This window comes from Achromobacter sp. RTa (assembly GCF_000757485.1).
GTDB lineage: Bacteria > Pseudomonadota > Gammaproteobacteria > Burkholderiales > Burkholderiaceae_B > Achromobacter.
This window is the reverse complement of the sequence record NZ_JPYO01000042.1, coordinates 569,570-594,545: the sequence shown is the minus strand read 5'-3', so window position 1 is coordinate 594,545 and position 24,976 is coordinate 569,570. Positions and strand designations below refer to the sequence as shown.

General features: G+C 67.7%; 23 protein-coding genes. 9 read left to right on the top strand and 14 right to left on the bottom strand.

Annotation, left to right across the window (positions count from 1 at the left end; all coding sequences use genetic code 11):
• The first annotated feature begins 26 nt into the window (after positions 1-26).
• Both JL37_RS20355 and JL37_RS20350 read left to right on the top strand, forming a co-directional pair.
• Positions 27-1,004: a tripartite tricarboxylate transporter substrate binding protein gene (locus JL37_RS20355; RefSeq protein ID WP_043546352.1), complete on the top strand. Its 978-nt coding sequence runs from the start codon at positions 27-29 to the stop codon at positions 1,002-1,004.
• Between the two features lie 33 nt (positions 1,005-1,037).
• Positions 1,038-1,604, top strand: a complete 567-nt coding sequence (locus JL37_RS20350) for a WG repeat-containing protein (protein ID WP_043546351.1) — start codon at positions 1,038-1,040, stop codon at positions 1,602-1,604.
• Between the two features lie 14 nt (positions 1,605-1,618).
• On the opposite strand, the gene JL37_RS20345 is transcribed toward JL37_RS20350, so the two are convergent.
• The 6 genes from JL37_RS20345 to JL37_RS20325 form a co-directional block, all read right to left on the bottom strand.
• Positions 1,619-3,031 (bottom strand): PLP-dependent aminotransferase family protein, encoded by a 1,413-nt coding sequence (locus tag JL37_RS20345; RefSeq protein ID WP_043546350.1) that lies wholly within the window; start codon positions 3,029-3,031, stop codon positions 1,619-1,621.
• Positions 3,032-3,057: 26 nt separating this feature from the next.
• Positions 3,058-3,201 carry a DUF2474 family protein gene (locus JL37_RS30180; RefSeq protein ID WP_081955132.1) on the bottom strand — a complete coding sequence of 48 codons (144 nt, stop codon included), beginning with the start codon at positions 3,199-3,201 and terminating at the stop codon, positions 3,058-3,060.
• The gene (cydB, locus tag JL37_RS20340) at positions 3,201-4,208 is read right to left on the bottom strand and encodes a cytochrome d ubiquinol oxidase subunit II (RefSeq protein ID WP_043546349.1); all 1,008 of its coding nucleotides are present in this window, start codon (positions 4,206-4,208) and stop codon (positions 3,201-3,203) included. Before cydB ends, JL37_RS30180 begins: the two co-directional genes overlap by 1 nt.
• A 4-nt stretch (positions 4,209-4,212) precedes the next feature.
• Entirely contained in the window at positions 4,213-5,649 is a 1,437-nt protein-coding gene (locus JL37_RS20335; protein ID WP_043546348.1) for a cytochrome ubiquinol oxidase subunit I, read from the bottom strand.
• A 223-nt stretch (positions 5,650-5,872) separates the two neighbouring features.
• Positions 5,873-6,751 carry an EamA family transporter gene (locus tag JL37_RS20330; protein WP_043546347.1) on the bottom strand — a complete coding sequence of 293 codons (879 nt, stop codon included), beginning with the start codon at positions 6,749-6,751 and terminating at the stop codon, positions 5,873-5,875.
• Positions 6,752-6,774: 23 nt separating this feature from the next.
• Positions 6,775-7,392 (bottom strand): nitroreductase family protein, encoded by a 618-nt coding sequence (locus JL37_RS20325; RefSeq protein ID WP_052097555.1) that lies wholly within the window; start codon positions 7,390-7,392, stop codon positions 6,775-6,777.
• 137 nt (positions 7,393-7,529) lie between these two features.
• Between JL37_RS20325 and JL37_RS20320 the strand changes: the two genes are divergently transcribed.
• Complete coding sequence (locus tag JL37_RS20320; RefSeq protein ID WP_043546346.1) at positions 7,530-8,426, top strand: LysR family transcriptional regulator; 897 nt, start codon at positions 7,530-7,532, stop codon at positions 8,424-8,426.
• A 36-nt stretch (positions 8,427-8,462) separates the two neighbouring features.
• Here the strand turns inward: JL37_RS20320 and JL37_RS20315 are convergent, their stop codons facing one another.
• The 5 genes from JL37_RS20315 to JL37_RS20295 are packed head-to-tail and all read right to left on the bottom strand — an operon-like array spanning position 8,463 to position 15,411.
• Entirely contained in the window at positions 8,463-8,930 is a 468-nt protein-coding gene (locus tag JL37_RS20315) for a hypothetical protein (protein WP_043547106.1), read from the bottom strand.
• A gap of 45 nt (positions 8,931-8,975) precedes the next feature.
• Positions 8,976-10,100 carry an ABC transporter permease gene (locus JL37_RS20310; protein WP_043546345.1) on the bottom strand — a complete coding sequence of 375 codons (1,125 nt, stop codon included), beginning with the start codon at positions 10,098-10,100 and terminating at the stop codon, positions 8,976-8,978.
• Between the two features lies 1 nt (position 10,101).
• Positions 10,102-12,846 (bottom strand): ribosome-associated ATPase/putative transporter RbbA, encoded by a 2,745-nt coding sequence (gene rbbA / locus JL37_RS20305; protein ID WP_043546344.1) that lies wholly within the window; start codon positions 12,844-12,846, stop codon positions 10,102-10,104.
• Entirely contained in the window at positions 12,846-13,913 is a 1,068-nt protein-coding gene (locus JL37_RS20300; protein WP_043546343.1) for an HlyD family secretion protein, read from the bottom strand. Before JL37_RS20300 ends, rbbA begins: the two co-directional genes overlap by 1 nt.
• A 22-nt stretch (positions 13,914-13,935) precedes the next feature.
• Positions 13,936-15,411 carry an efflux transporter outer membrane subunit gene (locus tag JL37_RS20295; RefSeq protein ID WP_052097436.1) on the bottom strand — a complete coding sequence of 492 codons (1,476 nt, stop codon included), beginning with the start codon at positions 15,409-15,411 and terminating at the stop codon, positions 13,936-13,938.
• A gap of 199 nt (positions 15,412-15,610) precedes the next feature.
• Here JL37_RS20295 and JL37_RS20290 point away from each other — a divergent pair, with 199 nt between their 5' ends.
• Both JL37_RS20290 and JL37_RS20285 read left to right on the top strand, forming a co-directional pair.
• Positions 15,611-16,273: a TetR/AcrR family transcriptional regulator gene (locus JL37_RS20290; protein ID WP_052097434.1), complete on the top strand. Its 663-nt coding sequence runs from the start codon at positions 15,611-15,613 to the stop codon at positions 16,271-16,273.
• A 68-nt stretch (positions 16,274-16,341) separates the two neighbouring features.
• Positions 16,342-17,919, top strand: coding sequence for an EAL domain-containing protein (locus tag JL37_RS20285; protein ID WP_231570396.1), 1,578 nt, complete (start codon positions 16,342-16,344; stop codon positions 17,917-17,919).
• 6 nt (positions 17,920-17,925) lie between these two features.
• Here JL37_RS20285 and kch read toward each other — a convergent pair whose 3' ends face one another.
• Together kch and JL37_RS20275 are read right to left on the bottom strand one after the other, a co-directional pair.
• On the bottom strand, positions 17,926-19,137 hold the full coding sequence (gene kch, locus JL37_RS20280) for a voltage-gated potassium channel protein (RefSeq protein ID WP_043547100.1): 1,212 nt from the start codon (positions 19,135-19,137) through the stop codon (positions 17,926-17,928).
• A gap of 430 nt (positions 19,138-19,567) precedes the next feature.
• On the bottom strand, positions 19,568-20,377 hold the full coding sequence (locus JL37_RS20275; protein WP_043546341.1) for a response regulator transcription factor: 810 nt from the start codon (positions 20,375-20,377) through the stop codon (positions 19,568-19,570).
• Between the two features lie 580 nt (positions 20,378-20,957).
• On the opposite strand from JL37_RS20275, the gene JL37_RS20270 reads away from it, so the two are divergent.
• Positions 20,958-21,344 carry a helix-turn-helix domain-containing protein gene (locus JL37_RS20270; protein WP_081955131.1) on the top strand — a complete coding sequence of 129 codons (387 nt, stop codon included), beginning with the start codon at positions 20,958-20,960 and terminating at the stop codon, positions 21,342-21,344.
• On the opposite strand, the gene JL37_RS20265 is transcribed toward JL37_RS20270, so the two are convergent.
• Positions 21,325-22,464 carry an acyltransferase family protein gene (locus tag JL37_RS20265; protein WP_369798570.1) on the bottom strand — a complete coding sequence of 380 codons (1,140 nt, stop codon included), beginning with the start codon at positions 22,462-22,464 and terminating at the stop codon, positions 21,325-21,327. The genes JL37_RS20270 and JL37_RS20265 overlap by 20 nt on opposite strands.
• A 325-nt stretch (positions 22,465-22,789) precedes the next feature.
• On the opposite strand from JL37_RS20265, the gene JL37_RS20260 reads away from it, so the two are divergent.
• The 3 genes from JL37_RS20260 (at position 22,790) to JL37_RS20250 (ending at position 24,963) form a co-directional block, all read left to right on the top strand.
• A complete protein-coding gene (locus JL37_RS20260) occupies positions 22,790-23,320 on the top strand; it encodes an META domain-containing protein (protein ID WP_043546338.1) in 531 nt (176 codons plus the stop codon).
• Between the two features lie 16 nt (positions 23,321-23,336).
• Entirely contained in the window at positions 23,337-24,131 is a 795-nt protein-coding gene (locus JL37_RS20255) for an META and DUF4377 domain-containing protein (protein WP_043546337.1), read from the top strand.
• An 85-nt stretch (positions 24,132-24,216) separates the two neighbouring features.
• Positions 24,217-24,963 (top strand): sulfurtransferase, encoded by a 747-nt coding sequence (locus tag JL37_RS20250; protein ID WP_043546335.1) that lies wholly within the window; start codon positions 24,217-24,219, stop codon positions 24,961-24,963.
• Positions 24,964-24,976 lie beyond the last annotated feature (13 nt).

Here is a 24,976-nt window from a genome sequence, read left to right as displayed (position 1 = left end):
AAGCGACAACAAACCTGGAGACTTCAATGTTCCGCACTCCCTTGCTGGCGCGCGCCGCGCTGGCCGCCTGTCTGCTGCCGGCGCTGCCGGCCGCCCAGGCGCAATCCTTTCCCGCGAAGCCCATTACGCTGGTCGTGCCGCACTCGGCCGGCGGCACCTCGGACATCCTGGCGCGCACCGTCGCCGCCGAGGCCGCCAAGACCCTCGGCCAGACCATCGTCATCGACAACAAGGGCGGCGCGAACGGCACCATTGCGGCCAAGCAGGTGGCGACGTCCGCGCCCGACGGCTACACGCTGCTGCTGGCCACCGCCAGCACCCACGGTATCAACCCCTCCCTGTACTCGCGCATTTCGTACGATGCGGTGAAGGACTTCACCCCCGTCACGCTGTTGGCCACCGTACCCAACGTGCTGGTGATCGGCAAGCAGGTGCAGGCCGGGAACGTGCAGGAGCTGATCGGATACATACGATCCCAGGGCGACCGGACCAATATGGGCTCGGCGGGCGCGGGCACGCCCGGCCATCTGGCCGGCGAGATGTTCAAGAGCGCGGCCAAGCTGGAATTCACGCACGTGCCGTACAAGGGCGGCAGCCCGGCCATCACCGACCTGATCGGCGGCCAGATCGATTTCATGTTCACCACCATTCCCGGCGTGCTGCCTCACGTCAAGGCAGGCACGCTGCGCGCGCTGGCGGTGACCTCGCCGCAGCGTTCGCCGGCCATGCCCGACATCCCCACCATGGCGGAATCGGGGCTGCCGGGCTTCCAGGCGGTGTCGTGGCACGGCATCGTGGCGCCCGCGGGCACGCCCGACGCGGTCGTCGCCCGGCTGAACGACGCCTTCAGCGGCGCGCTGGCCGCCCCGGCCGTCAAGCAGCGGCTGATGGAGGAGGGCGCGCAGGCATCCAGCTTGAACACAGCCGCCTTCGGTTCCTTCATCCAGAACGAAATCGCGGCCTGGGCCAAGGCCGTGAAGGATTCGGGCGCTACGGCGAACTGAGAGGCGGGCGCCGGTCTGTCTTAGAATGGGCGCATGCTGATCTCCGCCCTTCTCACGACGCTGGCCCTGGCGACAGGCAACGCCTCCGCCTTCGATCTATGGTGCTTCTACTCGGACAAGACCGGCGAAGGCGTGTTCGAGCGCGTGGAGCATTGCGCCCGTGAAGAGGGCGGCGCCATCGTCTTCAATCCCGAATACCTGAACCGGATGCAGTTCGGCGACGACGGACTGGCGCCCGCGGGCCTTCCCAGCGGTTGGCGCTGGGTGCGGCGTGACGGCCGCTCGGTGTCCGTCCTGACGTACGACAACAGCCCGGACGAATTCGAGGAAGGCCTTGCGCGCGGACGCCGTCCGGAAGGCATGGCGTACTACGACAGGCAATTGAACCTTGTGCTGGCCACGTCCTATGCCTGGGCAGAACCCTTCAGCGGCGGCCTGGCGGCCGTCTGCACCCGCTGCGTCATCGTGCCGGAAGGCGAGCATTCGATGGTGGTGGGCGGCGACTGGGGCGCAATCGACCGCCAGGGCCGGCTGGCGCTGCCCCTGAGGCCGGACGCGGAATCCCTGCGCCGCGAGCTGAAGGCCGCGAGGCAACGCTGAGCGCGGCCCGCGGCTCAGCCGCCGGCCAGCAGCTTGCCCAGCGTCGCCATGCCCTGCTCCATGTCCGGGCTCCAGGGATGTCCGCAGTTCAGGCGCAGGAAATTGCCGAATGCTCCCGAGGCCGAAAACAGCGGGCCCGGCGCGATGCTGATGCCATGTCCGAGCGCGGCGCGGTGCACCTTCAGCGTGTCGATGTGCGCGGGCAGTTCCACCCATACGAAATACCCTCCCATCGGCCGGGTGGCCCGCGTGCCCTTCGGGAAGTAGCGGGCGACGGCCTGGAGCAGCTCTCCCTGCTGCAGGGCCAGGGCCTGGCGGAACTGGCGCAGGTGCCGGTCGAAGCCGCCTTTTTCCAGATAAGCCGCGATGGCCGCCTGGGTGGGCGCGGCGGTGGCCAGGCTGGTGGTGAGCTTGTTGCGCATGATCTGGCGCGTGTAGCGGCCCGCCGCCACCCAGCCCACGCGGTACCCGGGCGCCAGGGTCTTGGAGAACGAGGAGCAGTGCATCACGATGCCTTCGCGGTCGAAGGCCTTGGCGGGGCGGGGCCGGTTTTCGCCGAAATACAGCTCGCCGTAGACGTCGTCCTCGATCAGCGCCACGGCATGCCGGGCCAGGAGCCGCACGAGGGCTTCCTTCTTGTCGTCCGGCATCAAGCTGCCCAAGGGGTTCTGGAACGTGGTCATGAGCCAGCAGGCTTTCGGCCTATGCCGCAGGATGGCCTCCTCCAGCGCCTGCAGGTCCATGCCTTCGCGCGGGTGCGTGGCCACTTCGATGGCGTGCAGGCGATTGCGCTCGAGCGATTGCAGGGCCGCGTAGAACGTGGGGGACTCCACGATCACCGCGTCGCCCGGCTGGGTCACGGCCGCCAGGCTGAGATTCAGCGCGTCCAGCGCGCCGTTGGTGATGATGATGTCGTCCACCGGCACGGACAGGCCATCGGCCAGGTAGCGCAGCGCGATGGCGCGGCGCAGCGCCGCGTCGCCCGGGCTCAGGTCGTCGATCGAGCCCCACGGATCCAGGCGCTGGACCGTGGCCGCCATGAACTTCGCCAGCCGGCCGTAAGGCAGCAGCGAGGGGCTGGGAAATGCGGATCCGAACGGCAGCATGTCGCGCCGCAAGGTGGCGTTGAGCACTTGCAGCACGTTGTCGCTGACGTCCACCGGATGGCGGCCGGCGCTGGCGTTCGATAGGCCGTCCGGCTCCGGCAAGGAGGCATGCGGCGCGCGCAGCACGTAGTAGCCGGAGCGGTCGCGGGCGCGGATCAGCCCGCGCGCTTCCAGCAGGTAGTAGGCCTTGAATACCGTCGACGGGCTCACGCCGCGGCTGGCGCTGGTCTGCCGGACCGAGGGCAGGCGGTCGCCCGCCTGCAGCAGGCCCGAGCGGATCGAGGCGGTGATTTCTTCTGTCAGCCGTTCATAACGCTTCATGGGAAGGGTCCGTTCGCGTGGGCGGTTCAGGTGGACATGCCGATGGATCTCATGACCAGGCGCAGCGCATAGGCGGCCGCGCCCAGCGCCGCCACGCTGCATGCCCAGATTATCGCCAGCCAGAGCAGGCGGCTGCGCCACGTGGGCAGGGGGGAAGCGGAACCGTTCATCAGTGGAACTCCTCGCCGGTGCGCACCTTGCCCCGGAACACGTAGTATGACCAGGCGGTGTACATGAGAATGACCGGGATGATCGCCAGGGCGCCCACCAGCGCGAAGCCCTGGCTTTGCGGCGGCGCAGATGCGGTCCAGATGGACACGTCGGGCGGAATGATCGCGGGCCAGATGCTGATTCCCAGCCCGCTGTAGCCCAGGAACACCAGGGCCAGCGACAGGACGAAGGGGCCGGCGCCCGGCATGCCGCGCACGCGGCGGATCAGGTCGAAGCCGGCGGCCGCCACCAGCACGGGCACGGGAAGGAACCAGAACATATTGGGCAGGCTGAACCAGCGCTGCGCGATCTGCGGCTGTGCCAACGGCGTCCAGAGGCTGAGCGCGGCGATCACCGCCAGCAGCGCCAGCGTGAGCGGACGCGCGATGGCGCACATCTGGCGGTGCAGGCGCCCTTCGGTCTTCATGATGAGCCAGGTGCAGCCCAGCAGGGCGTAGGCCACGAGCAGCCCGGCGCCGGTGAACAGGGAGAAGGGGCTGATCCAGTCCCAGGGGCCGCCGTGGTAGGCGCGGTCCACCACCGGGATGCCTTCGATATACGCGCCCAGCGTGACGCCCTGGAAGAAGGTGGCGCAGATGGAACCGGCGACGAAGGCGCGGTCCCACATGGGGCGATGGCGCTCGTCCGCCTTGAAGCGGAATTCGAACGCCACGCCGCGGAAGATCAGGCCCAGCAGCATGAAGACGAGCGGCAGATGCAGCGCATGCAGGATCACGGAGTAGGCCAGCGGAAAGGCCGCCATCAGGCCGGCCCCGCCCAGCACCAGCCAGGTTTCGTTGCCGTCCCACACGGGGGCCACCGTGTTGACCATCACGTCGCGTTCCGCGCGGTTGGAGATCAGCGGAAAAAGAATGCCGATGCCCAGATCGAAGCCGTCCATGATCACGTACATCATGACGCCGAAGAGGATGATGACGGCCCATGCCAGTGCAAGGTCGATGCCCATGGCGTCAGACTCCAGAATGCTTGCGTTGCGCGGGCCCGATGCCCGCCAGGGTGGAGGCGGCCGACAGCGGCCGGGACGGCTGGCGCGGTTGTCCCGGCCCGCCCGACAGCGGCGAATGGCCGGGGGCGGGGCTGGGCCCCATGCGGATCAGCCGCAGCATGTAGGACACGCCCGCGCCGAACACCAGCAGGTACACCGCCACGAAAAGCGCCAGGGTCAGCGTCAGCTCGCCCAGGCCGTGGGGCGTGGCCGCGTCGGCAGTGCGCATCACGCCATACACCACCCATGGCTGGCGCCCGATCTCCGTGACGTACCAGCCCGCCAGGATGGCGATCAGGCCGGAAGGCCCCATCCACAGGGCGTAGCGATGCAGCCAGCGCGCCTCGTACAGCCGGCCGCGCCAGCGGGCCCACAGCGCCCAGGCGGCCAGGGCGATCATCAGTATGCCCAGCCCGGCCATGACGCGGAACGACCAGAACACGGCCGTCGCGTTGGGGCGGTCTTCCGGCGGATAGGACTTGAGCCCGGGGAACTGGCCGTCCCAGCTGTGCGTGAGGATCAGGCTGCCCAGGCGCGGAACGTTCAGCGCGTAGCGGGTTTCTTCGCGTTCCATATCGGGTATGCCGAATAGCGTCAGCGGCACGCCAGCCCCGGGCTCGTTTTCCCAATGCCCCTCGATGGCGGCGATCTTGGCCGGCTGGTGCTTCAGCGTGTTCAGTCCATGGAAGTCGCCCACCACCGCTTGCAGCGGCGCGACAAGCAGCAGCATGCCCATTGCCATAGCGAACATCTTCTTCACTGCCGGGCTGCGGTCGCCGCGCAGCAGGTGCCAGGCGCCCGACGCGCCCACCATCAGGGCGGTGGCCAGGAAGGCGGCGATGCCCATGTGCGCGAGGCGGTATGGGAACGAGGGGTTGAAGATCACCGCCAGCCAGTCGGTGGGCACGACCCGGCCGTCCAGGATTTCGTAGCCGGCAGGCGTCTGCATCCAGCTGTTGGAGGCCAGGATCCAGGTCGCCGACACCAGCGTGCCCAGCGCGACCATGACGGTCGAGAAGAAGTGCAGGCCCGGCCCCACGCGCGACCAGCCGAACAGCATCACGCCCAGGAAGCCGGCCTCCAGGAAGAAGGCGGTCAGCACTTCATAGGCCAGCAGCGGGCCGGTCACGCTGCCCGCGAAATCGGAAAAGAAGCTCCAGTTGGTGCCGAACTGGTAGGCCATTACCAGGCCGGACACGACGCCCATGCCGAAGTTGACGGCGAAGATCTTGGTCCAGAAATGGTAGAGGTCGCGGTAGACGGTGTTGCGCGTGCGCAGCCACAGGCCTTCCAGCACGGCTAGGTAACTCGCCAGTCCGATCGTGATGGCGGGGAAGATGATGTGAAACGAGATGGTGAAGCCGAACTGTATTCGGGCAAGCAATAGCGCGTCGCTATCCATGGCGGTATTCCTGACTGGTTTGTCCTACGCCATGACCTTAGGGTTTTCACCGATATCAGTACAGATTCAGATGGCCGAGAAAAAAGCAGATCAGATTGGGGCGGAAAGCCCGGATCTCCGCTAGTGCCATAGGGGAAGCCGGCGATGTCCCAGATGGCCGGGACATCGCCGAGTTACAAAAAAAGCAGCGCAGGCGGATGGGCAGCGCATGTTCCGCAGATCGCTACAAGGGCCTGGGGGCCGCCGCCATGGCGGCGGGGCGCTGGGCGCGCTGGCTCAGCCACACGCTGGCTACCACGATCGCCATGCCCGCAAGCTGCGCCGTGCTCAGGCTTTGCCCGAGCAGGCCCCAGCCGAGCAGCACAGCGGTGACCGGGCTGAGAAAGCCCAGGGACGACACCACCGAAGGCTCCAGCCGGGCGATGCCGCGGAACCAGAGCACATAGGTCAGCGCGGCGCCGATGAGGCCCAGGTATGCGATCCCGAGCACGTTCGGCGCGGTAAGCGCGGGCAGGGCGGGTTCCGCCAGCCAGGCGGCGGGCAGCAGCAGCAGCCCTCCCGCCGTCAACTGCCAGGAGGTGAACGCCAGCGCCGAGACGGGCGGCTGCCAGCGGCGGCTCAGGACCGTGCCCAGCGCCATCGAGGCGGCGCTGGCCAGCCCTGCGGCGATGCCGGTGGAATCCAGCGCCGCCCTGGGCGTCAGCACCAGCAGGGCGACTCCTGCGATGCCGGCGATCGCGGCCACGACCGACAGGCCGCGCACGGCTGTGCCCAGCAGCGCGCGGGCAAGCAGGATCACGACCAGCGGTTGAATGGCGCCCAGCGTTGCCGCGACCCCGCCCGGCAGGCGGTAGGCGGCCACGAATAGAAGGGCCCAGAAGACGGAGAAATTCAGCGCGCCCAGGACGAAGGCGCGCAGCCACCAGATGCCTTGCGGCAGGACGCGCACGAAAGCGAGCAGCAGGAGACCAGCCGGCAGGGCGCGCAGCATGGCCACGGTCAGTGGGTAGCCCTGGGGCAGGAGCTGGGTGGTGACCACGTAGGTGCTGCCCCAGATGGCGGGCGCCAGGGCGGTGAGGAGCAGGTCTGCGCTGCGGTTCATGGCGGGGCTTCCTTGCGCGGGGCTCAGGCCAGTTCCAGCACGTCGGATACCGGCCGGCGAGGCTTCTGCGGCCAGTTTCCCGCGCGGGCATAGCCCATGGCTACCAGCATGACCGGCACTTCGTCCTGGCGCAAGCCGAACGCCTGCGCAACGCCGGGGGCGTCGAATCCCGTCATCGGGCTGGCGGACAGGCCTTCCGCCTGGCCTGCCAGCATCAGCGCGGAAGCGCCGAAAGTGGCGCTGCGCACCGCCTCGTCGCGCTGCGTCCGGGGGGCGTCCGCGTAGAGGCGGCTGGCGGCGTCCTCCCAGGCCGGCACCATGCCGGGCGGCATGAACCCGGCCTCCACAGAGGGCCGCAGGCGGTCGGGCAACGAGTCCGCACGCGGCAACAGGCCCAGCACGATGAAGGTAACGGCGGCGTCGCTCACTTTGGGCTGGTTCCAGGCCAGCTCCCGCAGGCGTTGCTTGCCCTGCGGGGTGCGCACGGCGATGAAGCGCCAGTTCTGCAGATTGAATGCGGTGGGCGCGCGGGTGGCCCAGCCGATCAGGGCGCGGATGCGATCGTCGTCCACGGCGAGATCCGGGTCGAAGAAGTTGGCGGAATTGCGCGCCGCGAGAGCGTCGGTGAGGGGATGGCTCATAGCTTGCCTGCCTTGGATGAGGGTTTCGGCTGCCTGGCCGATGCCGGGCAACACCATCCATGACAGGCTAATTGAATCCATCCGAGGCGATAATACGCATTCCGATGGCAAGATCATTCGCTCACGGTAAATAATCCATGGACCATCTCACCGCGCTCAAGGTTTTCCGGCAGGTCGTCGAGCAGCGCGGCTTTGCGGCGGCGTCGCGGCATATGGGGCTATCGCCCGCCGCGGTCAGCAAGAACATCGCCGAACTGGAGGCCCATCTGGCGGCGCGCCTGCTCAATCGCACCACGCGGCGCATGAGCCTGACGGAAGCGGGCACGCGCTACTACGAACAGGTCGTTCGCATCCTGGACGACCTGCACGAAGCCGAGACGTCGCTGGGGCCGATGCAGCACGCGCCGGCCGGCACCCTGCGCGTGAGCGCCCCGATGTCGCTCAGCCTGACCCGGCTGTCGGCTGCCATTCCGCGCTTCCTGGAACGCTACCCCGGGCTGTCCCTGGATCTGAACCTGGAGGACCGCCGCGTCGATATCGTCAAGGAGGGCTACGATCTGGCGATACGCGGCAGCGACAGGTTGGAGGATTCCAGCCTCGTGGCCCGCAAGCTGATGACGCTGGACCACGTGCTTTGCGCCGCGCCCGCCTATTTCCAGCGGCATGGCGTGCCGCCGGAGCCCGCCGCGCTGCGCGGCATGGAGTGCGTGAGATTCACGCTGTCGGGGCATGCGGACGAATGGACCTTCCAGCGCGACGGCCAGGTCCAGCGCGTGCCGGTGCGGGGGCGCTACAAGGTCGGCTCCAGCCTGGCCGTGCGCGATGCGCTGCGGGCCGGCTTCGGCATCAGCCTAGTGCCCCGGATCTACGTGCAGGGCGATCTGGAGAGCGGGGCCCTGCAAGCCGTGCTGGCGGACTGGGCCCCGGTGGAAACCTATGTGTACGTGGTGTATCCCTCTCGCCGCCACATGGTGGCGAAGGTGCGGGCCTTTGTGGATTTCCTGGTGGAGGTGCTCGGCCCGCCGCAGGCCTGAGTCCGCGGCGGAGAGGGAGTTAGCGCGTTAGCGAGTTCAGCCGCCGTGGCGGTTGCCGGGTTGGCTGGCCTCGCGCATGGCCGTGCAGGCGGAGGCCATCTGATTCGACAAGGTGGTCCAGATCTGCGCCATCGGCGTGGCTTCCAGGCCGATGCCGCCGCCCGCGGCCTGCTTCAGCCAGCCCGTCATGGCTTCGCTGATGCCGGCGGCCAGCGCGGCCTGTTCTTCCAGCAGCGCGTGTGTAATGGCCTGGCTGGCCTCGAGCTGGCATTGCCACTGCTTGCGGGTGGCTTCGCCCAGAGCGGGGGCGATGTCCTGCCAGGAGCCGGATTGTTTCAGGGGCCCCAGCGTGGACAGATACCGCGCGGCGCCATCATCCGCCAGGCGCCGGCCCAGCTCGATCCAGCGCTGCTGGCTCTCTTGCGCAAGTTCGGCCATGCGCTGGCAATAGGCGGCGTTGGCGCCGGCGAGGCCCTGGGGCATGGAGGCAGTAGTTTTCTTCATCATCCGTCCTTTTAAAGAGTGGTAAGGGGCAACGAATGCACGGCCTCACGCCATCTGGCTGAGGGTCTTGCGAAAGCGGGCCAGGGAGAACGCGAACAGGATCGAGCCTATCAGCGCCAGCGCCAGGAACGGTTGCCATACGACACCGATTCCCGCGCCGCGGTAGAGGATGGCCTGGCCGAGTTCCACGAAGTGGGTGGTGGGGGCGGCCAGCATGATGTCCTGCACGAACTGCGGCATGCTTTCGCGCGGGGTGGTGCCGCCCGACAGCATCTGCAGGGGCAGCAGCACAAGCACCAGCAGCATGCCGAACTGGGGCATGCTGCGCGCGAGCGTGGCCATGAAGATGCCCATCGACGTCGTTGCGAACAGATGCAACGCCGCGCCGGCGAGGAAAAGCGCCACCGACCCTTCGATCGGGACGTGCAACAGGCCGCGCACCACGACAGTCAACGATAGTCCCGCCGACGCCAACACCACCAGCCCCATCGACCAGACCTTGGCGACCATGATTTCGGTAGGCGTCACCGGCATGACCAGCAGGTGCTCGATCGTGCCATGCTCGCGCTCGCGGATCAGCGCGGCGCCCGTCAGGATGATGGACAGCATCGTGACGTTGTTGATGATCTCCATCAGCGCCCCGAACCAGGCCTGCGTCAGGTTGGGGTTGAAGCGCATGCGCACGGCAAGGTCGACCGGCAGCTCGGCCGGCGCGCGGTAGCGCTTGGCGAATTCATTGATTTCGTCGGTGATGATCTGCTGGATGTAGCTGCTGCCCGTGAACGCCTGGCTCATTCGGGTTGCGTCCACGTTCAGCTGGATTTCCGCTGGCCGGCCCGCGAGCACGTCGCGCTGGAAATTGGGCGGAATGCCGACCGAGAAGGTGTAGCGCCCCGCGTCCATTCCGGCGTCGGCTTCCGTCGAGGTGACCAGATCCGGGGGCGTGAAGTGCGGCGGATAGAAGGCCGAGACGATGCGCGCCGACAGGGGCGAGACGTCTTCGTCCACCACGGCGATGGGCGCGTTGTGCAGTGTTTCGGGCACGGCGGTGGCCGCCGTGTAGATCATCAGCGTGAACGACACGAAGATCAGGATCAGCATCATCGGGTCGCGCGCCAGGCTCCAAAGCTCCTTTACGCCCAGGCGGTAGATATTGGCCAGTTGCCGCATGTCAGGTCTCCTGTTTCTTCAGCAGGAGCGCCGAGGCGCCGAGGACGATGGGGATCGCGGCAAGCAAGGGCCAGAACGAGCCTTGCAGGTTCGAGAAATCCAGGGCCTTGCTGAATACCCCGCGGCTGATGGTGAGCATGTGCGTGGCGGGATAGACCTGGCCGATCAGCCGCCCGGCGCCCTCCAGCGACGAAACGGGATTCAGCAGCCCCGCGAACTGCACCGCGGGCACCAGCGTGCCGATCATGGTGAAGAACAGCGCCGCGATCTGGCTGCGGGTAAAGGTGGAGGCAAGCAGCCCGATCGCGGTGGCCACCACGTTGTAGATCAGCGCGGCCAGCAGCAGCGTGGGGAAGCTGCCGGTGATCGGGACGCCGAACAGGGTCACGGCCAGCAGGGTCATCAGCAGGAAGTTCAGCATGGCCAGCGCCACGTAGGGCGCCTGCTTGCCCAGCAGGAACTCCAGCCGCGTCACCGGGGTGACGTACAGATTGATGATGGATCCCAGCTCCTTCTCGCGCACCACCGCCAGCGCCGTCAGCATCGCGGGCATCATGAGCAGCAGCAGGGGAATCACGGCGGGCACCATGGCGGGCAGGCTGCGCACGTCGGGGTTGTAGCGGAAACGAGTTTCGATGGCGACAGGCAGCGTGGCGCTGACGCCCAGCCTCTCGCGCGCCTGCTGCATCAGCCAGCCCTGGTGCATGCCCATCACATAGCCGCGGATGGTTTCGGCGCGCTGGGGCATCGCGCCGTCGATCCAGACGCCGATCTGCGCGCCGGCGCCGCGCTGCACGTCGCGGGCGAATCCCTGCGGGATCTCGATGGCCAGCGACAATTCCCCGCTGCGCATGCGAGCGTCCATGTCGGCATAGTCCTTGATGGGCGGATGTTCGATGAAGTAGCGCGATCCGGCGAGGTTCAGGCTGTAGTTATGGCTCAGTCCGGTCTGGTCGCGGTCCATGACCGCATAGCGCAGATCCTCCACGTCCATGCTGATCCCGAACCCCATCACGAACATCAGCAGGAGCGATCCGGCCAGCGCCAGCGTCGCGCGCACCGGGTCGCGGCGCAGCTCCAGCGATTCGCGCCACATATAGCTCAACATGCGCTGCAGGCTGAAGCCGCGGCGCTCGGGCGGCCCGGAGGCGGCGGTGTCCGCGGGGGCGGCTTCGCCCTCGACCTCCTCGTCCGGCGCCGTGCCCGCGCCCGCGTCGACCAGGTAGGCGATGAATGCTTCTTCCAGAGTCTTCGCGCCGCGCATGCGGGTGATCTCGTCGGGCGAGGCGCTGACCAGGACCTTGCCCGCGTGCATCAGCGACATGCGGTCGCAGCGCTGCGCTTCGTTCATGAAGTGCGTGGAGATGAAGATGGTGACCTGGTCCTGGCGCGCCAGCGCGATGAGCAGGCGCCAGAATGCGTCGCGCGCGACGGGATCCACGCCCGATGTGGGTTCGTCCAGAATCAGCAACTCGGGCCGGTGCACCATGGCCACGGCCAGCGACAGGCGCTGGCGCACCCCCATGGGCAGGTTCTCGGGCAAGGTGTCCAGCACCTCGCCCAGGTCGAAGCGGGCGGCCATCTCTTCCGCGCGCGCCGGAATCTCGGGTTCCGGCACGTGGAAGAGGCGCGCGTGCAGTACCAGGTTCTGCCTTACGGTCAGTTCGCCATACAGCGAGAACGACTGCGACATATAGCCCACGCGGCGGCGGGTATCGATGTTCTTCGGATCGACCTCCGCGCCGAACAGCCAGGCCTGGCCCTCGCTGGCAGGCAGCAGGCCGGTCAGCATCTTCATGGTGGTGGACTTGCCGCAGCCGTTGGAGCCCAGGAACCCGAATATCTCGCCTTTGCGGATGCGGAAATTGACGTGGTCCACCGCGACGAAATCGCCGAATCTCATGGTGAGGTCGCGCGCTTCGATGGCGATCTCTGCGTCGTCGCCCACCTCCAGCGGCACGATCTCCACAGGCTTGTGGCCCCGCCGCTTGGCCTCGGGCAGCAGCGCGATGAACGCCGCCTCCAAGGAATCCGCGCCTGTGCGCTGTTCGAGTTCCGCGGGCGTGCCGGTGGCCAGCACCCGGCCTTCGTCCATGGCGATGAGCCAGTCGAAGCGCTGCGCCTCGTCCATGTAGGCCGTGGCCACGATGACGCTCATGCCGCTGCGTTCGCGGCGGATCTGATTGATCAGGTCCCAGAATTGCGCGCGCGCGAGCGGGTCCACGCCGGTGGTGGGCTCGTCGAGGATGAGCAGGTCGGGATCGTGGATCAGGGCGCAGCACAGGCCGAGCTTCTGCTTCATGCCGCCGGAAAGCTTGCCGGCGGGCCGCGACAGGAACGCCGACATGCCGGTGCTGCGGGTCAGGCTGTCGATGCGGCGGCGGCGCTCGGCCGCGTCGTGGCCGAACAGGCGCCCGAAGAATTGCAGGTTCTCCTCGACCGACAGCGTGGGATACAGGTTCTTGCCCAGGCCTTGCGGCATGTAGGCGATGCGCGGGCACACGGCGTCGCGGTGCCGGCGGCTGGCCATGTCGCCGCCCAACGCCTCGATCCTGCCTTCCTGCGCCTTGCGGGCGCCGGCCACCAGGGCCAGCAGGCTGGACTTGCCCACGCCGTCGGGGCCGATCAGCCCCACCATGCGGCCGGCGGGGACGTCGAGCGTGATGCCGTCCAGCGCGACCGTCTCGCCATAGCGCAGGCTCACGCTCGATAGCGTGACGACGGGGGCGGTATCCGCGCGGGCCATCACGGCACCTTGGTTTCCAGATTGGCGGGCCATTGGGCGTCGGCGTCGAGCTTGAGCCAGGCCACGCCCGGCAGGCCGGTCTTGACCTGCTTCAGGTGCCGCTGCAGCAGCTCGGGGCTGATCTGGGCCTTGACGCGGAACATCAGCTTCTGCCGTTCGCTGGCCGTTTCCACCGTCTTGGGCGTGAATTGCGCGGTGCTGGCCACGAAGGAGACCTTGGCGGGAATGACGTACTGCGGCGCGGCGTCGAGGATGATGCGCACGTCCTGGCCCATGGCCACGCGGCCCGCCGCCTGCTCCGGCAGGAAAAACGTCATGTACACGTCGGACAGATCGACCATGTTCAGCACCTTGCCGCCCGCGCCCAGGACCTCGCCCGGCTGCGCGACGCGGTACTGCACGCGGCCGTCGCGCGGGGCGCGCAATTCACTGTCGGCGATGTCGGCCTCGATGCGCGCGATGGTGGCCTGCGCCGCCGTGACGGCGGATTCCGCGCCGACCCGGGCGGCGCGCGCGGCGTCGATGGCGGCCTGCGCCGCGTTCACCTGGGCGCGCGAGGCATGCACGGCGGCCTGCGCGCTGCGCACGCGGGCGCGGTCGTCGTCCAGCTCCTGGATGGACGATGCGCCTTCCTTGGACAGGGCCTCCGAACGCGCCAGGCGGCGGCGCGAGGCGTCCAGCTCGCTTTCCCGCTGCACCACCACGGCCTCGGCGGCAAGCTTGTCGCTTTCGCGTTGCACGACCTGCGCGCGGGCGCTGGCCGCGGCATTGACGGCCTGCTGGTGCTGGGCGCGGGCCTCTTCGCGCTGCGCCTGGAGCGTGTCTACCTGCATGCGCGCCAGCGGCTGGCCCGCGGCGACGAAATCGCCCTCGACGGCAAGCACTTCCTGCACGCGGCCGGCCAGCTTGGCGGCGACGTCGATTTCCGTGGCTTCGATGCGACCGTTGCCGCTGATGAATCCCTCGCCCGGCCCGGCATCCGAGAGCATCCGCCAGCCGTAGTAGCCGGCGGCGGCAACGGCCAGGACAAGCAGGGCGGGGACCAGTTTTCGGGTGGGCAGGCGCATGGGGGGAATCCTAGGTTCGCGGTTATCGGGTGCCGGCGTCGTGCAGGCCGGAGGCCGCGCGGGCCGGGGCGGGGGCTTGCGTGCCTCCGCCCAGCGCGGCATACAGCCTTACCCTGCTGGACAGCAGCGCGCGGCGTGTCTGCGCAAGCTTTTGCTGGGCCGCAAGCAGGTCGCGCTGGGCGTCCAGCACCTCCAGGTAGGGCGATGCGCCGTGGTCGTAGCGCAACTGCGCCAGGCGGGCGCGCTCGCTCTGCGCGGCCACGGTGGCGCGCAGCACCTCGACTTGTTCGGCCAGCCAGCGGCGGGCGGACAGGGCGTCGGAAACGTCCTTGAAGGCCGCCTGTATCGTCTGTTCATAACTGGCCACCGCCTGGTCGCGCCGCGCGTCGGCCAGATCGACCGCCGCGCTGCGGCGTCCGGCGTCGAAGATCGGCAGGCTGATGCTGGGCGCGAAGCTCCACGCTCGGCTGCCGCCCGCGAACAGGCCGTCCAGTTCGGCGCTGGCGGTGCCGAACGCGCCGGTCAGGGTGATGCTGGGAAGGAACGCGGCGCGGGCCGCGCCGATATTGGCGTTCGAGGCTTTCAGCCGGTGTTCGGCCGCGACGATGTCGGGGCGGTTGACCAGAAGTTCGGATGGCAGGCCCGCAGGCAGATCCCGCATGACGGCGCTGTCGTCCAGGCGGGGCGGCAGGCTGGGCAGGTCCAGCGGCGCGCCCAGCAACAGTTCCAGCGCATGGGCCTGTTCGGCGCGCGCCTGTTCCAGGTCGGCGCCCAGGGCCTTGGCCTGCTGCCACAGCGTTTCCACCTGGGTGAGGTCCAGTTTCGAGATGGAGCCCACTTCGTAGCGGCGCCGGAAGATGCGCAGCGACTCCTCGCGCGAGGCGATGGTCTCGCGGGTCAGCGCCAGGCGTTCGTCGAGCTCGCGCAGCGACAGGTAGCTGTCCGCCACCTCGGCGATCAGGCTCAGCGTCGCCGCCTTGGCGGCCGCGTCGGAGGCCAGGTAGTTCTGCAGGGCGGCGTCCTTCAGGTTGCGCACGCGGCCCCAGAAATCGAGCTCCCAGCTGGCCATGCCCAGCCCCGCCTGGTATTGGCTGGAGACCTGCGGCTGTCCGGTGAGGTTCAGGTCGCCCGGCACGCGCGAGCGGGACCCGTCGGCCTGCGCGCCGATGGCGGGGAACTGGTCCGCGCGCTGGATGCCGTACAGCGCGCGCGCTTCTTCCACGCGCAGCAGCGCGTTGCGCAGGTCGCGGTTGTTGTCCAGGGCGGTGCCGATGAGGCCTTGCAGCACCGGGTCCGGGAAATAGGCCTGCCAGGCGATATCGGCCGCGGCCGTGGCCATCGGGGCATCGGAGCCGGCGGACGCATATGTTGCGGGCACGGGCAGGGCGGGGCGCTCGTAGCCGGGCGCCAGCGAAACGCAGCCGCTGGCCAGCAGTGCCAGCAGGGCTGCAGGGACGAGGCGCGTGGCGATCGTGGCCGGAAGCGGGCGGCATGTCATGCGAGGTCTCTCCAGCGCAGGGGGGCGCCGGGGACCGTTCCGGGGTGGGCGGGCTTATGGCGCCGCCTTCGGGACGGACCCGGCACCGAGGTCATGCCAGTATTGTGCCGAGCCTTGCCTGCGCATTCCTTGACCTGGGTCAAGCTAACGACTGACCGGTCGGTTTTTAATGGATCGCATGCATGGAGGGAACAGCAGGATGAGCACGCTTCGTCGTCGTCTTCCGCAGGCCGTGCGGGTCGGGCAGATCCTCGACGCCGCGCTGCAGGAGTTCTCGCAAGCCGGCTACGCGGGCGCCAGGATGGACGACATCGCGCTGCGCGCCGGGCTGTCCAAGGGCGGGCTGTACGCGCATTTCGACAGCAAGGAGGCCGTCTTCGAGGCCTTGCTGGCGCGCCACCTGAGTCCTTCGCGGCTGGACGTCGAGGCCGTGGTGGACGGGGCCGCCACGCCGCGCCATCTGGCCGAGCGCATCGTCAATCATCTCTACGTCAGCTTGGGCAATCCCGCCATGGTCAGCACCCTGCGCCTGCTGCTGGCGGAAAGCGGCCGCGTGCCGCATCTGGCCGCGCGTTGGCGCAACGATACGGCGGCGGCTCACCAGGCCGACATCGCCAGGCTGCTGGAACGCGCGCGCGACCGCGGCCTTTGCGGCGATTGCGTGGCGCGGGATCACCCGTGGCTGCTGCTCTCGCCCATCGTCCATACGCTCGTCATGTCCGCGCTGCTCGGCGCGGGCGAGCGCATCGACTTGCCGGAGCGCCGCCTGGCGCACGTGGCGCTGATCTGCGAGCTGTTGCGCGCGCCCGCCGCGCCGTCGAAATCGTCATCCGCCGCGTCCGGCCCCGATCATCCTTCTTGACGTTGCGTGCGCCATAGTGTCCTATCCAGGCTGGGCCTGCGACACGGACAACTATGCGGCAAGGCGATATGCCTACTTCGGGAATGACGGTCGGCGCACCGTCCTGGCGCTATCTGCCGGTGGCGCTGGCCCTGATGCTTCCCCTTCTCGTCTGCGTGGGGTGGACGTGGCTGTATGCGAATCACGCCCAGCGCCAGGAAGCCGGGACCGCTGCGCGCATCGTGCGGGTCCAGGCGGAGAGGATACTCGCCCAGTCCCGCGACATGCTGGAACGGGTGGCGGCGCTGGCGCCCGGCGCCTGTCCCGAACTGCTGCCCGACCTGCAACGCTGGGGCGCGCTCAACCCTTACTTCCGGTCCCTGGCGCTGGCGCGCAACAGCCGTGTCTATTGTTCGTCGGCGCTGGGAGAGGTGGACGCCTCGATCGACGATTTCAGCAGATGGCCCGTGAGCATTTCGCCGGACAGCTGGCCGCGCACGGTCGCGGGCACGCCCCTGGCGCCCGACCGTCCGGCCGTCCTGCTGGGCAAATCCAGGCAGGACGGATATGGCGGCATCGTCGAGGTGGACGGCCGTTATGTGCAGGACCTTCTGGACGCAGTCGCCACCATGGGCGACCTGCAGCTGGAACTCATCGTGGGCAAGGGCGCCCCGATCCGCAGCGATTCCGGGGGCCGTCCGGCGAGGCACGCGGTGCCTCTGTACCACGAAACTTCCCTTGAACCGGGCGGGGCGGAGCTGACCGTCAGCGTCATGGCGCCGTCCGAGGCTCTCGTGCAGGCGTGGTCGCAGTCCATGCTGACCTATTTGCCGGTAGCGCTGCTGATCGGCGCGGGCCTCGCGCTGGGCGCGTACCGGCTGCAAGCCAATCGGCAATCGTTCAAGGAGCAGTTGCGCCGCGCCATGCGGGCGGGGGAGTTCCATGTGCACTATCAACCGGTGTACAGCCTGGCGACGGGCCGGTGCGAAGGCGTCGAGGCGCTGATGCGTTGGGAGCGGCCGGGCGTGGGTCCGGTGCGGCCGGACGTCTTCATCGCGGCGGCCGAGGCGGACGGCATGATCGTCGCCCTGACCCGCCACCTGCTGACGTTGATCGAGCGTGATGCGCGGACCTGGGCCACGCCGCCGGACTTCCATATCGGTGTTAACGTCGCGGCGGAGCATCTGTCCAGCGCCGGGCTGGTGGCCGACATCCAGGCGTTCGTCGCGAACGTCGCGGCCCGCCGCCCGCTGGTCGTGCTTGAGATCACGGAACACAGCCTGATTTCGGACAACGGCCAGGCGCGGCGCAATATCGATGCCTTGCGCGCCGAGGGGCTGCGGGTCGCCATCGACGACTTTGGAACGGGCCACTGCTCGCTCTCGTATCTGCAGAAATTCCCGGTGGACTACCTGAAAATCGACAAGGGCTTCGTGCAGGCCATCGAACCCGCGGGAGGCGAGGCGCCGGTGCTGGACGCGATCGTTACCCTGGCGAACCGCCTGGGGCTGGCGGTGGTGGCCGAAGGCGTGGAGGTCCAGTACCAGTTCGACTACCTGAAGGCGCGCGGCGTCGCTTTCGTCCAGGGGTATTTCTTTGCGCGGCCCATGCCGTCCGCGGAGTTCGTGCGCTGGTACGCCGGAGGGGCGCAGCCGGCCGCTGCCTAGTCGGGTTCAGGCCGCCTTGCCGCCAGGCGCGGCCTTGGTGAAGAACAGATCGGTGATGCTCTGGCTGTCCATGGGCTCGCCGCTGATGGTGCGCGCCAGCAGTTCCGCGCCAAGCAGTTGCACCGAGAACACCAGATCGGGCTGCACGCGGCGGATTTTTTCCAGGTGCTTGCTTGTGTTGACCAGCGCCACCGTCTTGGCGCCCGAGTCGCCCGTCGCTTCCTTCGCCGCCAGCACGATGAACGCGTTCTCGGCGTCGTCGTCGCGCAGCGCCAGCACGTAGCGCGCCCGGGCGACGCCCGCGTTGCGCAGCACTTCCACGCTGGACGCGTCGCCCTCGATCAGGTCGGCGGCGGCAGGATATTCCTGCGCCGCGCCAGCGGGCACGATGACGGTGACTTCGTCGCCGCGGCGGCGCAGCCCTTCGTAGACGCTCAGCGCCAGGGGCGTCGCGCCCGCGATGATGATGTGGTTCTTGCGCATGGCGGTGGAAAACCTGCCTTTGACCAGCCGTTTCAGATTGCCGCCGATGACAGGCCCGGCGATCGCGCTGATGGAGGTGGCGAATATGGTGATGCCCAGGATGATAATCGACGCGGTGAACAGGCGCGCGGTGCCCGTGTGGGGCGTGATATCGCCATAGCCCACGGTGGACATGGACACGATGGAGAAATAGAAGGCCGTGCCGGCATCCTGGATCGGAGGGTTGAATTCGCTGCCCAGGTAGAGCGCGCCGAAGACCGCGTAGATCAGCAGCGACAGCATGCTGACGACGGCGAACAGCGAACCGGCGGTGACGCTGGCGCGGTCGAAGCGCCGCCAATACGCGACCAGCGCAATGACGAGGACCAGCGTGTATATGCCCAGTCCGGCGCGGCCATGGTCGTCCAATATCGCAAACGTGCCGATGCCGATCAGCAGCACCAGCGAGAACGCCCAGGCGATGCGGGCCTTGAGGATCAGGCCCAGCGCGATGACCTGCAGCCCCACTCCCAGGACCAGGCGGGGGATCTCCAGCAGGCCCACGACCCGCACGACCTCATGCCAGTTGTCGACCGCGAGCCAGAACGAATACTCGCGCGCGCGCACTTCGCGCAGCACGGGATGCATGAAGGCGTAGCCGTCCAGCGCCACCAGGATGGCCAGGCACCAGTTGGGTGGAAACAGCGCCATCAGCTTTCTCAGGCGGTGCAAGAGGGGAACGGGCATGATCGGCATGGGCGGGTCCTTTGGCGGCATTTTAGAGGGTGCGCATGAAGGGGCTTTCCTATACCGGATATGTATAGAAGACTATCAACAAAGAATTACTGGAAACCGATCCGAGGTCCTAAACTCCCTGCATCACGCGGCTATCCGCCAGGATCGCCGCTGATAAGTGCGATCTGCCCCCGGCTTGCCGAACGGGCCGATCGCTCGCGTTGATCGCGTTGCAGCCTGCGTGGGGACTAGAGACCCCGCAAGGGTTCACGGCCCAGGCCGTACGTGAGCAGTATGAGGCACGAATGTTGGAATCGCGTGGGCCAGGTAGAAGGCATCAGTGCCGGCTGATGACTCCGGGTTCACGTGTTGTTTTAGCGCGGCGTCTTAGCCTTTCGAGGCAGCGCCGCGTTTTTTTCGCCCGGCCGGAGCGCGCCGGGCCTCTTCAGCGTCACGAAGACGCATCCGCCATCTCGCGGCGCCAGTCGTCCTGCGAGTCAGACCGGCCTTCTTCCCCCGTCCCCCGGAATTCCAGGTCGAGCGCGATATCCGCGGCGAACATATAGCCCCAGCCGTGCACGGCGCGGATCGGCAACGCCATCTGCTTGGCGGCTGCCTTGCGGCGCAGGCGGCTGATCATGACATCCACGAAGCGCCGCCGGGTGATGCCGCCGTCCGTCTCGTCCATGCCGTCCGCATGGAATGCCTCGCGGCTTACCTTGCGGTCCGGGGAATTCACCAGCCGCGAAAGAAAGTCGCGTTCACCGGTGGTCAGGCCCAAGGTCCGGCCTCCCGGGCTGACCAGGGTCCATCCCTTGTTCGCCAGCCGCCAGGTTTCCTGGGCGGACTCTCCCGGCTGGGGCGCCTCGGCCGCCGCGTCCGGACTTTCCTGCACGGCCGCCCGGCGTACCAGGGCCTGCAGCGCCGCCGCCAGCTCCAGTCCGGTGACGTCCGGGGGCAGGCAGGCGTCGGCGCCGCAAAGCAGGGTGCGGATGCGGCTTTCGGCGTCGGGAAATGCGGAGATGGCCACAATGCCCAGCCCACGGTCCGCCGCGCGCAGCCGCACCGCGGCGTTGTGGATATCGGGCAGCGGCGCTTCCAGGACGATCAAGGGGCTGGGGTTGCGGAAGTACCGCTCGTAGAGCTTGGCGAGGTCGTGGCAGTGGCGGACGTTGAAGCCCAGGTGGGACAGGGCGTCGGCGAGTCTGGCATGTCTGGCGTTGTCGTAGCCGAGAAAAATGACATCCAGCGTGTTGTTCATTGATGCTTCCAGGACGAAACCGTCCGGCGGTGTTGTTCGAATGGGGCGCGGCCGGCCCTGGCGCCCAGGTCCGGATGCCGCGGCCGGCTCGCGGCGGATGCGCGCGTCGAGGCCGAACGGATTCACGCCCGTGTTTCATTTAAACACGGGCGTGTTTTTTTGTGAAGATACGTTTCTGTGGTTTCTGATGGTAACGAAGAGCCAAAGTCCAATGCAGAGGAAATGCTTGAAATAGTGTTTGTTTTGAAATCGGGGGCGACAACATATTAAGTATCGCCGATACATTATTTTCTATTTCGGATACATCGAAGGCCTAAACTTGCGCAGCTTTTCATCTCCCGCGCCCGCCCGGCGCCTGCCGCCGCAGGCGCGGTCCGGCACGGCTGCGGGCTATAAGCCAATGATAGATATGGGTTTTATGGGGCGCGCAGGGCGGGCGCCTGCGCGCTTGCGCGGGCTTGATTACCCTGCGGCGGCCCGCTGCCGCTATTTGCGGATTAGCCTGGAAATTGGGGCGCAGTCCGTTTATTTGGTGTCAGCGCCGGAATGCTTTAATCAAAAACAATAATCCATATTAATAATGTCTCAGGTTGATCGATTGGACACGTTTAGCCATCGTCTGCGCAACGCAAGAATGCTTCAGGGATGGACTCAAAAGGACTTGGCGGTCGCGAGCAACCTGTCGCAAAGCGCCATCGGCAACTATGAAAGCGGGCAGCGCCGGCGGCCGTCCAGCGACGCCCTCATCAAGCTGACGCGCGCGCTGCGCGTCAGCCCCATGTGGCTCAGCGCCGGCGAGGGGCCGATGCTGAGTCCGTCGCCGGAGGGCGGCGCGGGCGGGATCCCGGTGCCGGCCGCCTGGCCCTTCGAAACTGTCTCCTACGCTACGTACTCGCGCCTGAGTGCGCAGGAAAAGCGCCAGATCGAACAGGTGCTGGCCGCTTACATCAAGGCACGCGGCGAATAGATCCAAGGGGCTGGGCCGCGGCGGCGGGGCGCCGGCGGACGCCTGCCGAGGGCGCCAGAACGTTGTCGTCCGTGCCGCCGGCGTCCGCCCGCAGGCGGTTGCGCAGGCGCTCCACCGGGTCCGCGATCAGCCCGTTGAGCAGCGCCGAGAAACCGATGCAGCCCGTTATCACCAAGGCTGCGAACAGCATCGGTTGGTGCAGGTTGATTTCATCGAACAGCCAGGTAAAGAGCATGATCACCAGCGAATGGCAGATGTAGATCGGATAGCTCAGTTCGCCGATCGCCTTGTCCAGCCGGTGGCGCGACTGGAACAGGAAGGCCAGCGGCAGCAGCGCGGCGAAGATCAGCACCGCCAGGCCGTCGCGCACGGTGGGGTTGATGCCGATCGAGAAGTGCAGCAGACAGTAGGCGAACAGCGCGGCCGCGCCCAGCTCGGGCAGGCGTTTCGCCTTCTGGGTCCAGGCCTTGTAGCGCGGCAGCAGGACCTGGTGCGACAGCGAACCGATCAGGAACAGCGCCAGCTCCGTCGGAAAGAAGCGATAGGTCCAGGGATCGCTGCGGCCGATGCCGACGGCGATCAGCACCGCGCGCAGCGCGAGCGAGGCGGCCAGCAGGATCAGCAGCCGGCGCGGCGAGCGCAGCACGAACGGCGCCACCAGGTAGAAGCTCATTTCGACGCCCAGGGTCCAGGCCTGGGGCACCAGCAGGCCCTGGTATAGCGGCACTTCGCTGCGGGCGAAGCTGCCCGTGAACGCCAGCGCGGAATGCTCGATGCCGAAGAACATCAGCCAGTCCTGGCCCATGATGAAAATATTGGAAAGGACCAGGAAGAGCTCCGCGCTGAAGGGCAGCGCTTCGTAGAAGCGGAAGAAAGCGCCGCCGCTCATCACATGCGCCATCAGGGTCATGGCGGCCACGGCCAGGTAGATGGGGAACAGGCGCAGGAAGCGGTTCGCGTAGAACTTGCCCGTTGCGCCCTGGTAGTGGTCGGTGGCCGTCAGCACGTAGGAAATCAGGAACCCCGAAATGACGTAGAACAGCTGCACCGCCAGCCTGCCGCCGACCAGGTGGTCGGCATTGCCGCCGCCCAGATGGTCCAGCACTACCGATAAAGCCAACAGAGTTCTCAAGAAGCCCATCGCCGTGTCTCCAGGAGTATTATTTTTCGGCCCTGCGGGAGCGGGGCTGCTGAGCCTGCGGTACGGATGGGCGACTCCCCATTTTCTGAAGCCGCCAGGTCCTGCCCGAGGGGGACCTGTACCGATTCTGCGCGTCGCGCCGGGCCGCCGCCATGCGGCTTACGATGCAGCAAGGGACGCCCATCGGAGCGAGGCGGCAAGGCCGGCCGTGCTGCTTTTGGATACGGCTGTTGGGCGGAGAAGACGGCTGTGCGGCCCCAAGGGCGGTTACAGTCGAGGTATGCAATTCCTTGGAGCCCCGTTCATGCCTATTCTGATGTCTACGCGTTGCCGGCTGCTCGGCCTAAGCCTTCTGGCTGCGGCGTTGGCGGGCTGCGCCGGATCCCCCGGCGGCGCGCGGCCGCAAGGCGCGGCCGCGGCCAATGCCGCCAGCAGCGCGGACTCGCTGGCCCAGACCAGCTGGGAACTGGTGCGCTGGGCGCAGCCCGGCGGCGCGCTGCGCGATATTCCCCACGGCGACAACGGCGAGCCCGTGCGCCTGACCTTCCTGGCGCAGGGCAAGCAATACCGCGTCAACGGGTTCGCGGGGTGCAATCGCTACATGGGGTCGTACAAGCTGGAAGCCGGCAAGCTCTACATCGACGCGCCGGCCACGACGCGCATGGCCTGCGCATCGCCCGAGCGCGCGCGGCTGGAAGCCGACTACCTGCGCGGCCTGACCGCCATCGACACCTTCACGCTGGATAATGGCGGGGCCCCGCGTCACCTGACCTTCAACCTGCGCGGCGGCGACGTGCTGGAGTTCGCGCGGCGCCAGGATCCGCCGACGCCGTAGCAGCCAGGAGATCTTCATGCCTCGCCCGACCTCCCTGCGCTGGCTGGCGCCGTGCCTGCTGTCCATCGGCCTGGCCGCCTGCTCTTCGCCGCCCAGGCCCGCCGGCGGGCAGGATCCCCGCTTCCAGCCTGCCGCGGCATCGGACATCCTGGCGCAGACCAGCTGGGACCTGGCGCGCTGGACGAAACCGGGCGGCGCGCTGCGCCCGGTGCCGCATCCGTCCACGCGCTCCCGCCCGCTCACGGTCAGTTTCATCCATGAGCAGGGCGCGCCGCGTATCGCGGGTTTCGCGGGCTGCAACCAATACGGCGCCTCCTATACGATCGCCAACGGGCTGCTGATCGTGCGCGATCATCCCGTAGCGACCACGATGGCCTGCGCGCCCGTCAGCATGAAGCTGGAGCAGGACTTCCTGGCGGGCATGACGCGCATTACGGCCAGCTCGGTGGACAACGCCAATAATCCGCAGCGCATGACCTGGGTCCTGGCCTCGGGAGACACGCTGGATTTCGGCCGCCGGGCCGATCCCATCGCGGGCGGCCAGCAGGGCCCGACCAAGCTGGTCTACGTGAATTCCGAACGGGCGCCGTGCAGCGCCGGCGCGGGGCGCGCCATGTGCTACCAGGTGCGGGACAGCGCCGCGCAGCCCTGGCAGCCCTGGCATGGGCAGATCACCGGCTTCCATTTCCAGCCGGGCATCCGTTACCGCTTGCGCGTGGTCGAGGTCCAGGACCCGAATCCGCCGGCCGGCGCCTCGTCCTTGCGGTGGGTGCTGGACGCGGTGATCGAGCAGGAAATCGTTTCCCGTTGAGCGCGGTCAAGGCGCGGCCAGGGCGGCGAGAGCCGGCCAGCGATTACTATTACGGGTTTCGCTGCCCGTATTCCTCCGCTTTTCCATGACTTCCGTCGTCAATATCGCCGCCTACAAATTCGTTTCCCTGGACTGCCTGCCGGAGCTGCGCCAGCGCCTGCTGGGCGAGGCGGCCGGGGCCGCGCTGAAGGGCACGATCCTGTTGGCCGAAGAGGGCATCAATCTGTTCCTGGCCGGTTCGGCGGATGGCATCGAGGCCTTTTTGCGGTTCCTGCGCGCCGATGCGCGCTTCGCGGACCTCGAGGTGAAGTTCAGCCACAGCGGCGGCGTGCCGTTCCGCAAGCTGCTGGTGAAGATCAAGCGCGAGATCATCCGCATGAACCATCCGGCCATCCGCCCCGAGGCGGGCAGGGCGCCGGGCGTGGACGCGCGTACGCTCGCGCGCTGGCTGGAACGGGGCGTGGACGACGCGGGGCGGCCGGTGGTCATGCTCGACACGCGCAACGCGTTCGAAGTGGATGAGGGCACGTTCAAGAACGCCATAGACTGGCGCATCGAACGCTTTACGCAATTTCCCGAGGCGGTGCAGGCGCACCGCGCCGAACTCGAGGGCAAGACCGTGGTCAGCTTCTGCACCGGAGGCATCCGCTGCGAAAAGGCGGCCATCTACATGAACGAAGCCGGTATCCAGAACGTCTACCAGCTCGACGGCGGCATCCTCAAGTACTTCGAGGAAACCGGCGGCCCGGGCTACGAGGGCAAGTGCTTCGTGTTCGACGAGCGCATCTCGCTGGATCCGGCGCTGGCGCCATCCGGACAGGCGGATGTGTAGTGTCTGACACCCG

Bases quoted from the DNA above. Each gene is read 5' to 3' on its own strand.
- JL37_RS20275 (WP_043546341.1), bottom strand. From the start codon at position 20,377: ATGAACAACACGCTGGATGTCATTTTTCTCGGCTACGACAACGCCAGA.
- JL37_RS20300 (WP_043546343.1), bottom strand. From the start codon at position 13,913: ATGCGCCTGCCCACCCGAAAACTGGTCCCCGCCCTGCTTGTCCTGGCC.
- JL37_RS20255 (WP_043546337.1), top strand. From the start codon at position 23,337: ATGCCTCGCCCGACCTCCCTGCGCTGGCTGGCGCCGTGCCTGCTGTCC.
- JL37_RS20325 (WP_052097555.1), bottom strand. From the start codon at position 7,392: ATGAGCCATCCCCTCACCGACGCTCTCGCGGCGCGCAATTCCGCCAAC.
- JL37_RS20315 (WP_043547106.1), bottom strand. From the start codon at position 8,930: ATGAAGAAAACTACTGCCTCCATGCCCCAGGGCCTCGCCGGCGCCAAC.
- JL37_RS20330 (WP_043546347.1), bottom strand. From the start codon at position 6,751: ATGAACCGCAGCGCAGACCTGCTCCTCACCGCCCTGGCGCCCGCCATC.
- JL37_RS20270 (WP_081955131.1), top strand. From the start codon at position 20,958: ATGTCTCAGGTTGATCGATTGGACACGTTTAGCCATCGTCTGCGCAAC.
- JL37_RS20260 (WP_043546338.1), top strand. From the start codon at position 22,790: ATGCCTATTCTGATGTCTACGCGTTGCCGGCTGCTCGGCCTAAGCCTT.
- JL37_RS20335 (WP_043546348.1), bottom strand. From the start codon at position 5,649: ATGGATAGCGACGCGCTATTGCTTGCCCGAATACAGTTCGGCTTCACC.
- JL37_RS20290 (WP_052097434.1), top strand. From the start codon at position 15,611: ATGAGCACGCTTCGTCGTCGTCTTCCGCAGGCCGTGCGGGTCGGGCAG.
- JL37_RS20355 (WP_043546352.1), top strand. From the start codon at position 27: ATGTTCCGCACTCCCTTGCTGGCGCGCGCCGCGCTGGCCGCCTGTCTG.
- JL37_RS20310 (WP_043546345.1), bottom strand. From the start codon at position 10,100: ATGCGGCAACTGGCCAATATCTACCGCCTGGGCGTAAAGGAGCTTTGG.
- kch (WP_043547100.1), bottom strand. From the start codon at position 19,137: ATGCCGATCATGCCCGTTCCCCTCTTGCACCGCCTGAGAAAGCTGATG.
- rbbA (WP_043546344.1), bottom strand. From the start codon at position 12,846: ATGGCCCGCGCGGATACCGCCCCCGTCGTCACGCTATCGAGCGTGAGC.
- JL37_RS20350 (WP_043546351.1), top strand. From the start codon at position 1,038: ATGCTGATCTCCGCCCTTCTCACGACGCTGGCCCTGGCGACAGGCAAC.
- JL37_RS20285 (WP_231570396.1), top strand. From the start codon at position 16,342: ATGCCTACTTCGGGAATGACGGTCGGCGCACCGTCCTGGCGCTATCTG.
- JL37_RS30180 (WP_081955132.1), bottom strand. From the start codon at position 3,201: ATGAACGGTTCCGCTTCCCCCCTGCCCACGTGGCGCAGCCGCCTGCTC.
- cydB (WP_043546349.1), bottom strand. From the start codon at position 4,208: ATGGGCATCGACCTTGCACTGGCATGGGCCGTCATCATCCTCTTCGGC.
- JL37_RS20345 (WP_043546350.1), bottom strand. From the start codon at position 3,031: ATGAAGCGTTATGAACGGCTGACAGAAGAAATCACCGCCTCGATCCGC.
- JL37_RS20320 (WP_043546346.1), top strand. From the start codon at position 7,530: ATGGACCATCTCACCGCGCTCAAGGTTTTCCGGCAGGTCGTCGAGCAG.
- JL37_RS20250 (WP_043546335.1), top strand. From the start codon at position 24,217: ATGACTTCCGTCGTCAATATCGCCGCCTACAAATTCGTTTCCCTGGAC.
- JL37_RS20295 (WP_052097436.1), bottom strand. From the start codon at position 15,411: ATGACATGCCGCCCGCTTCCGGCCACGATCGCCACGCGCCTCGTCCCT.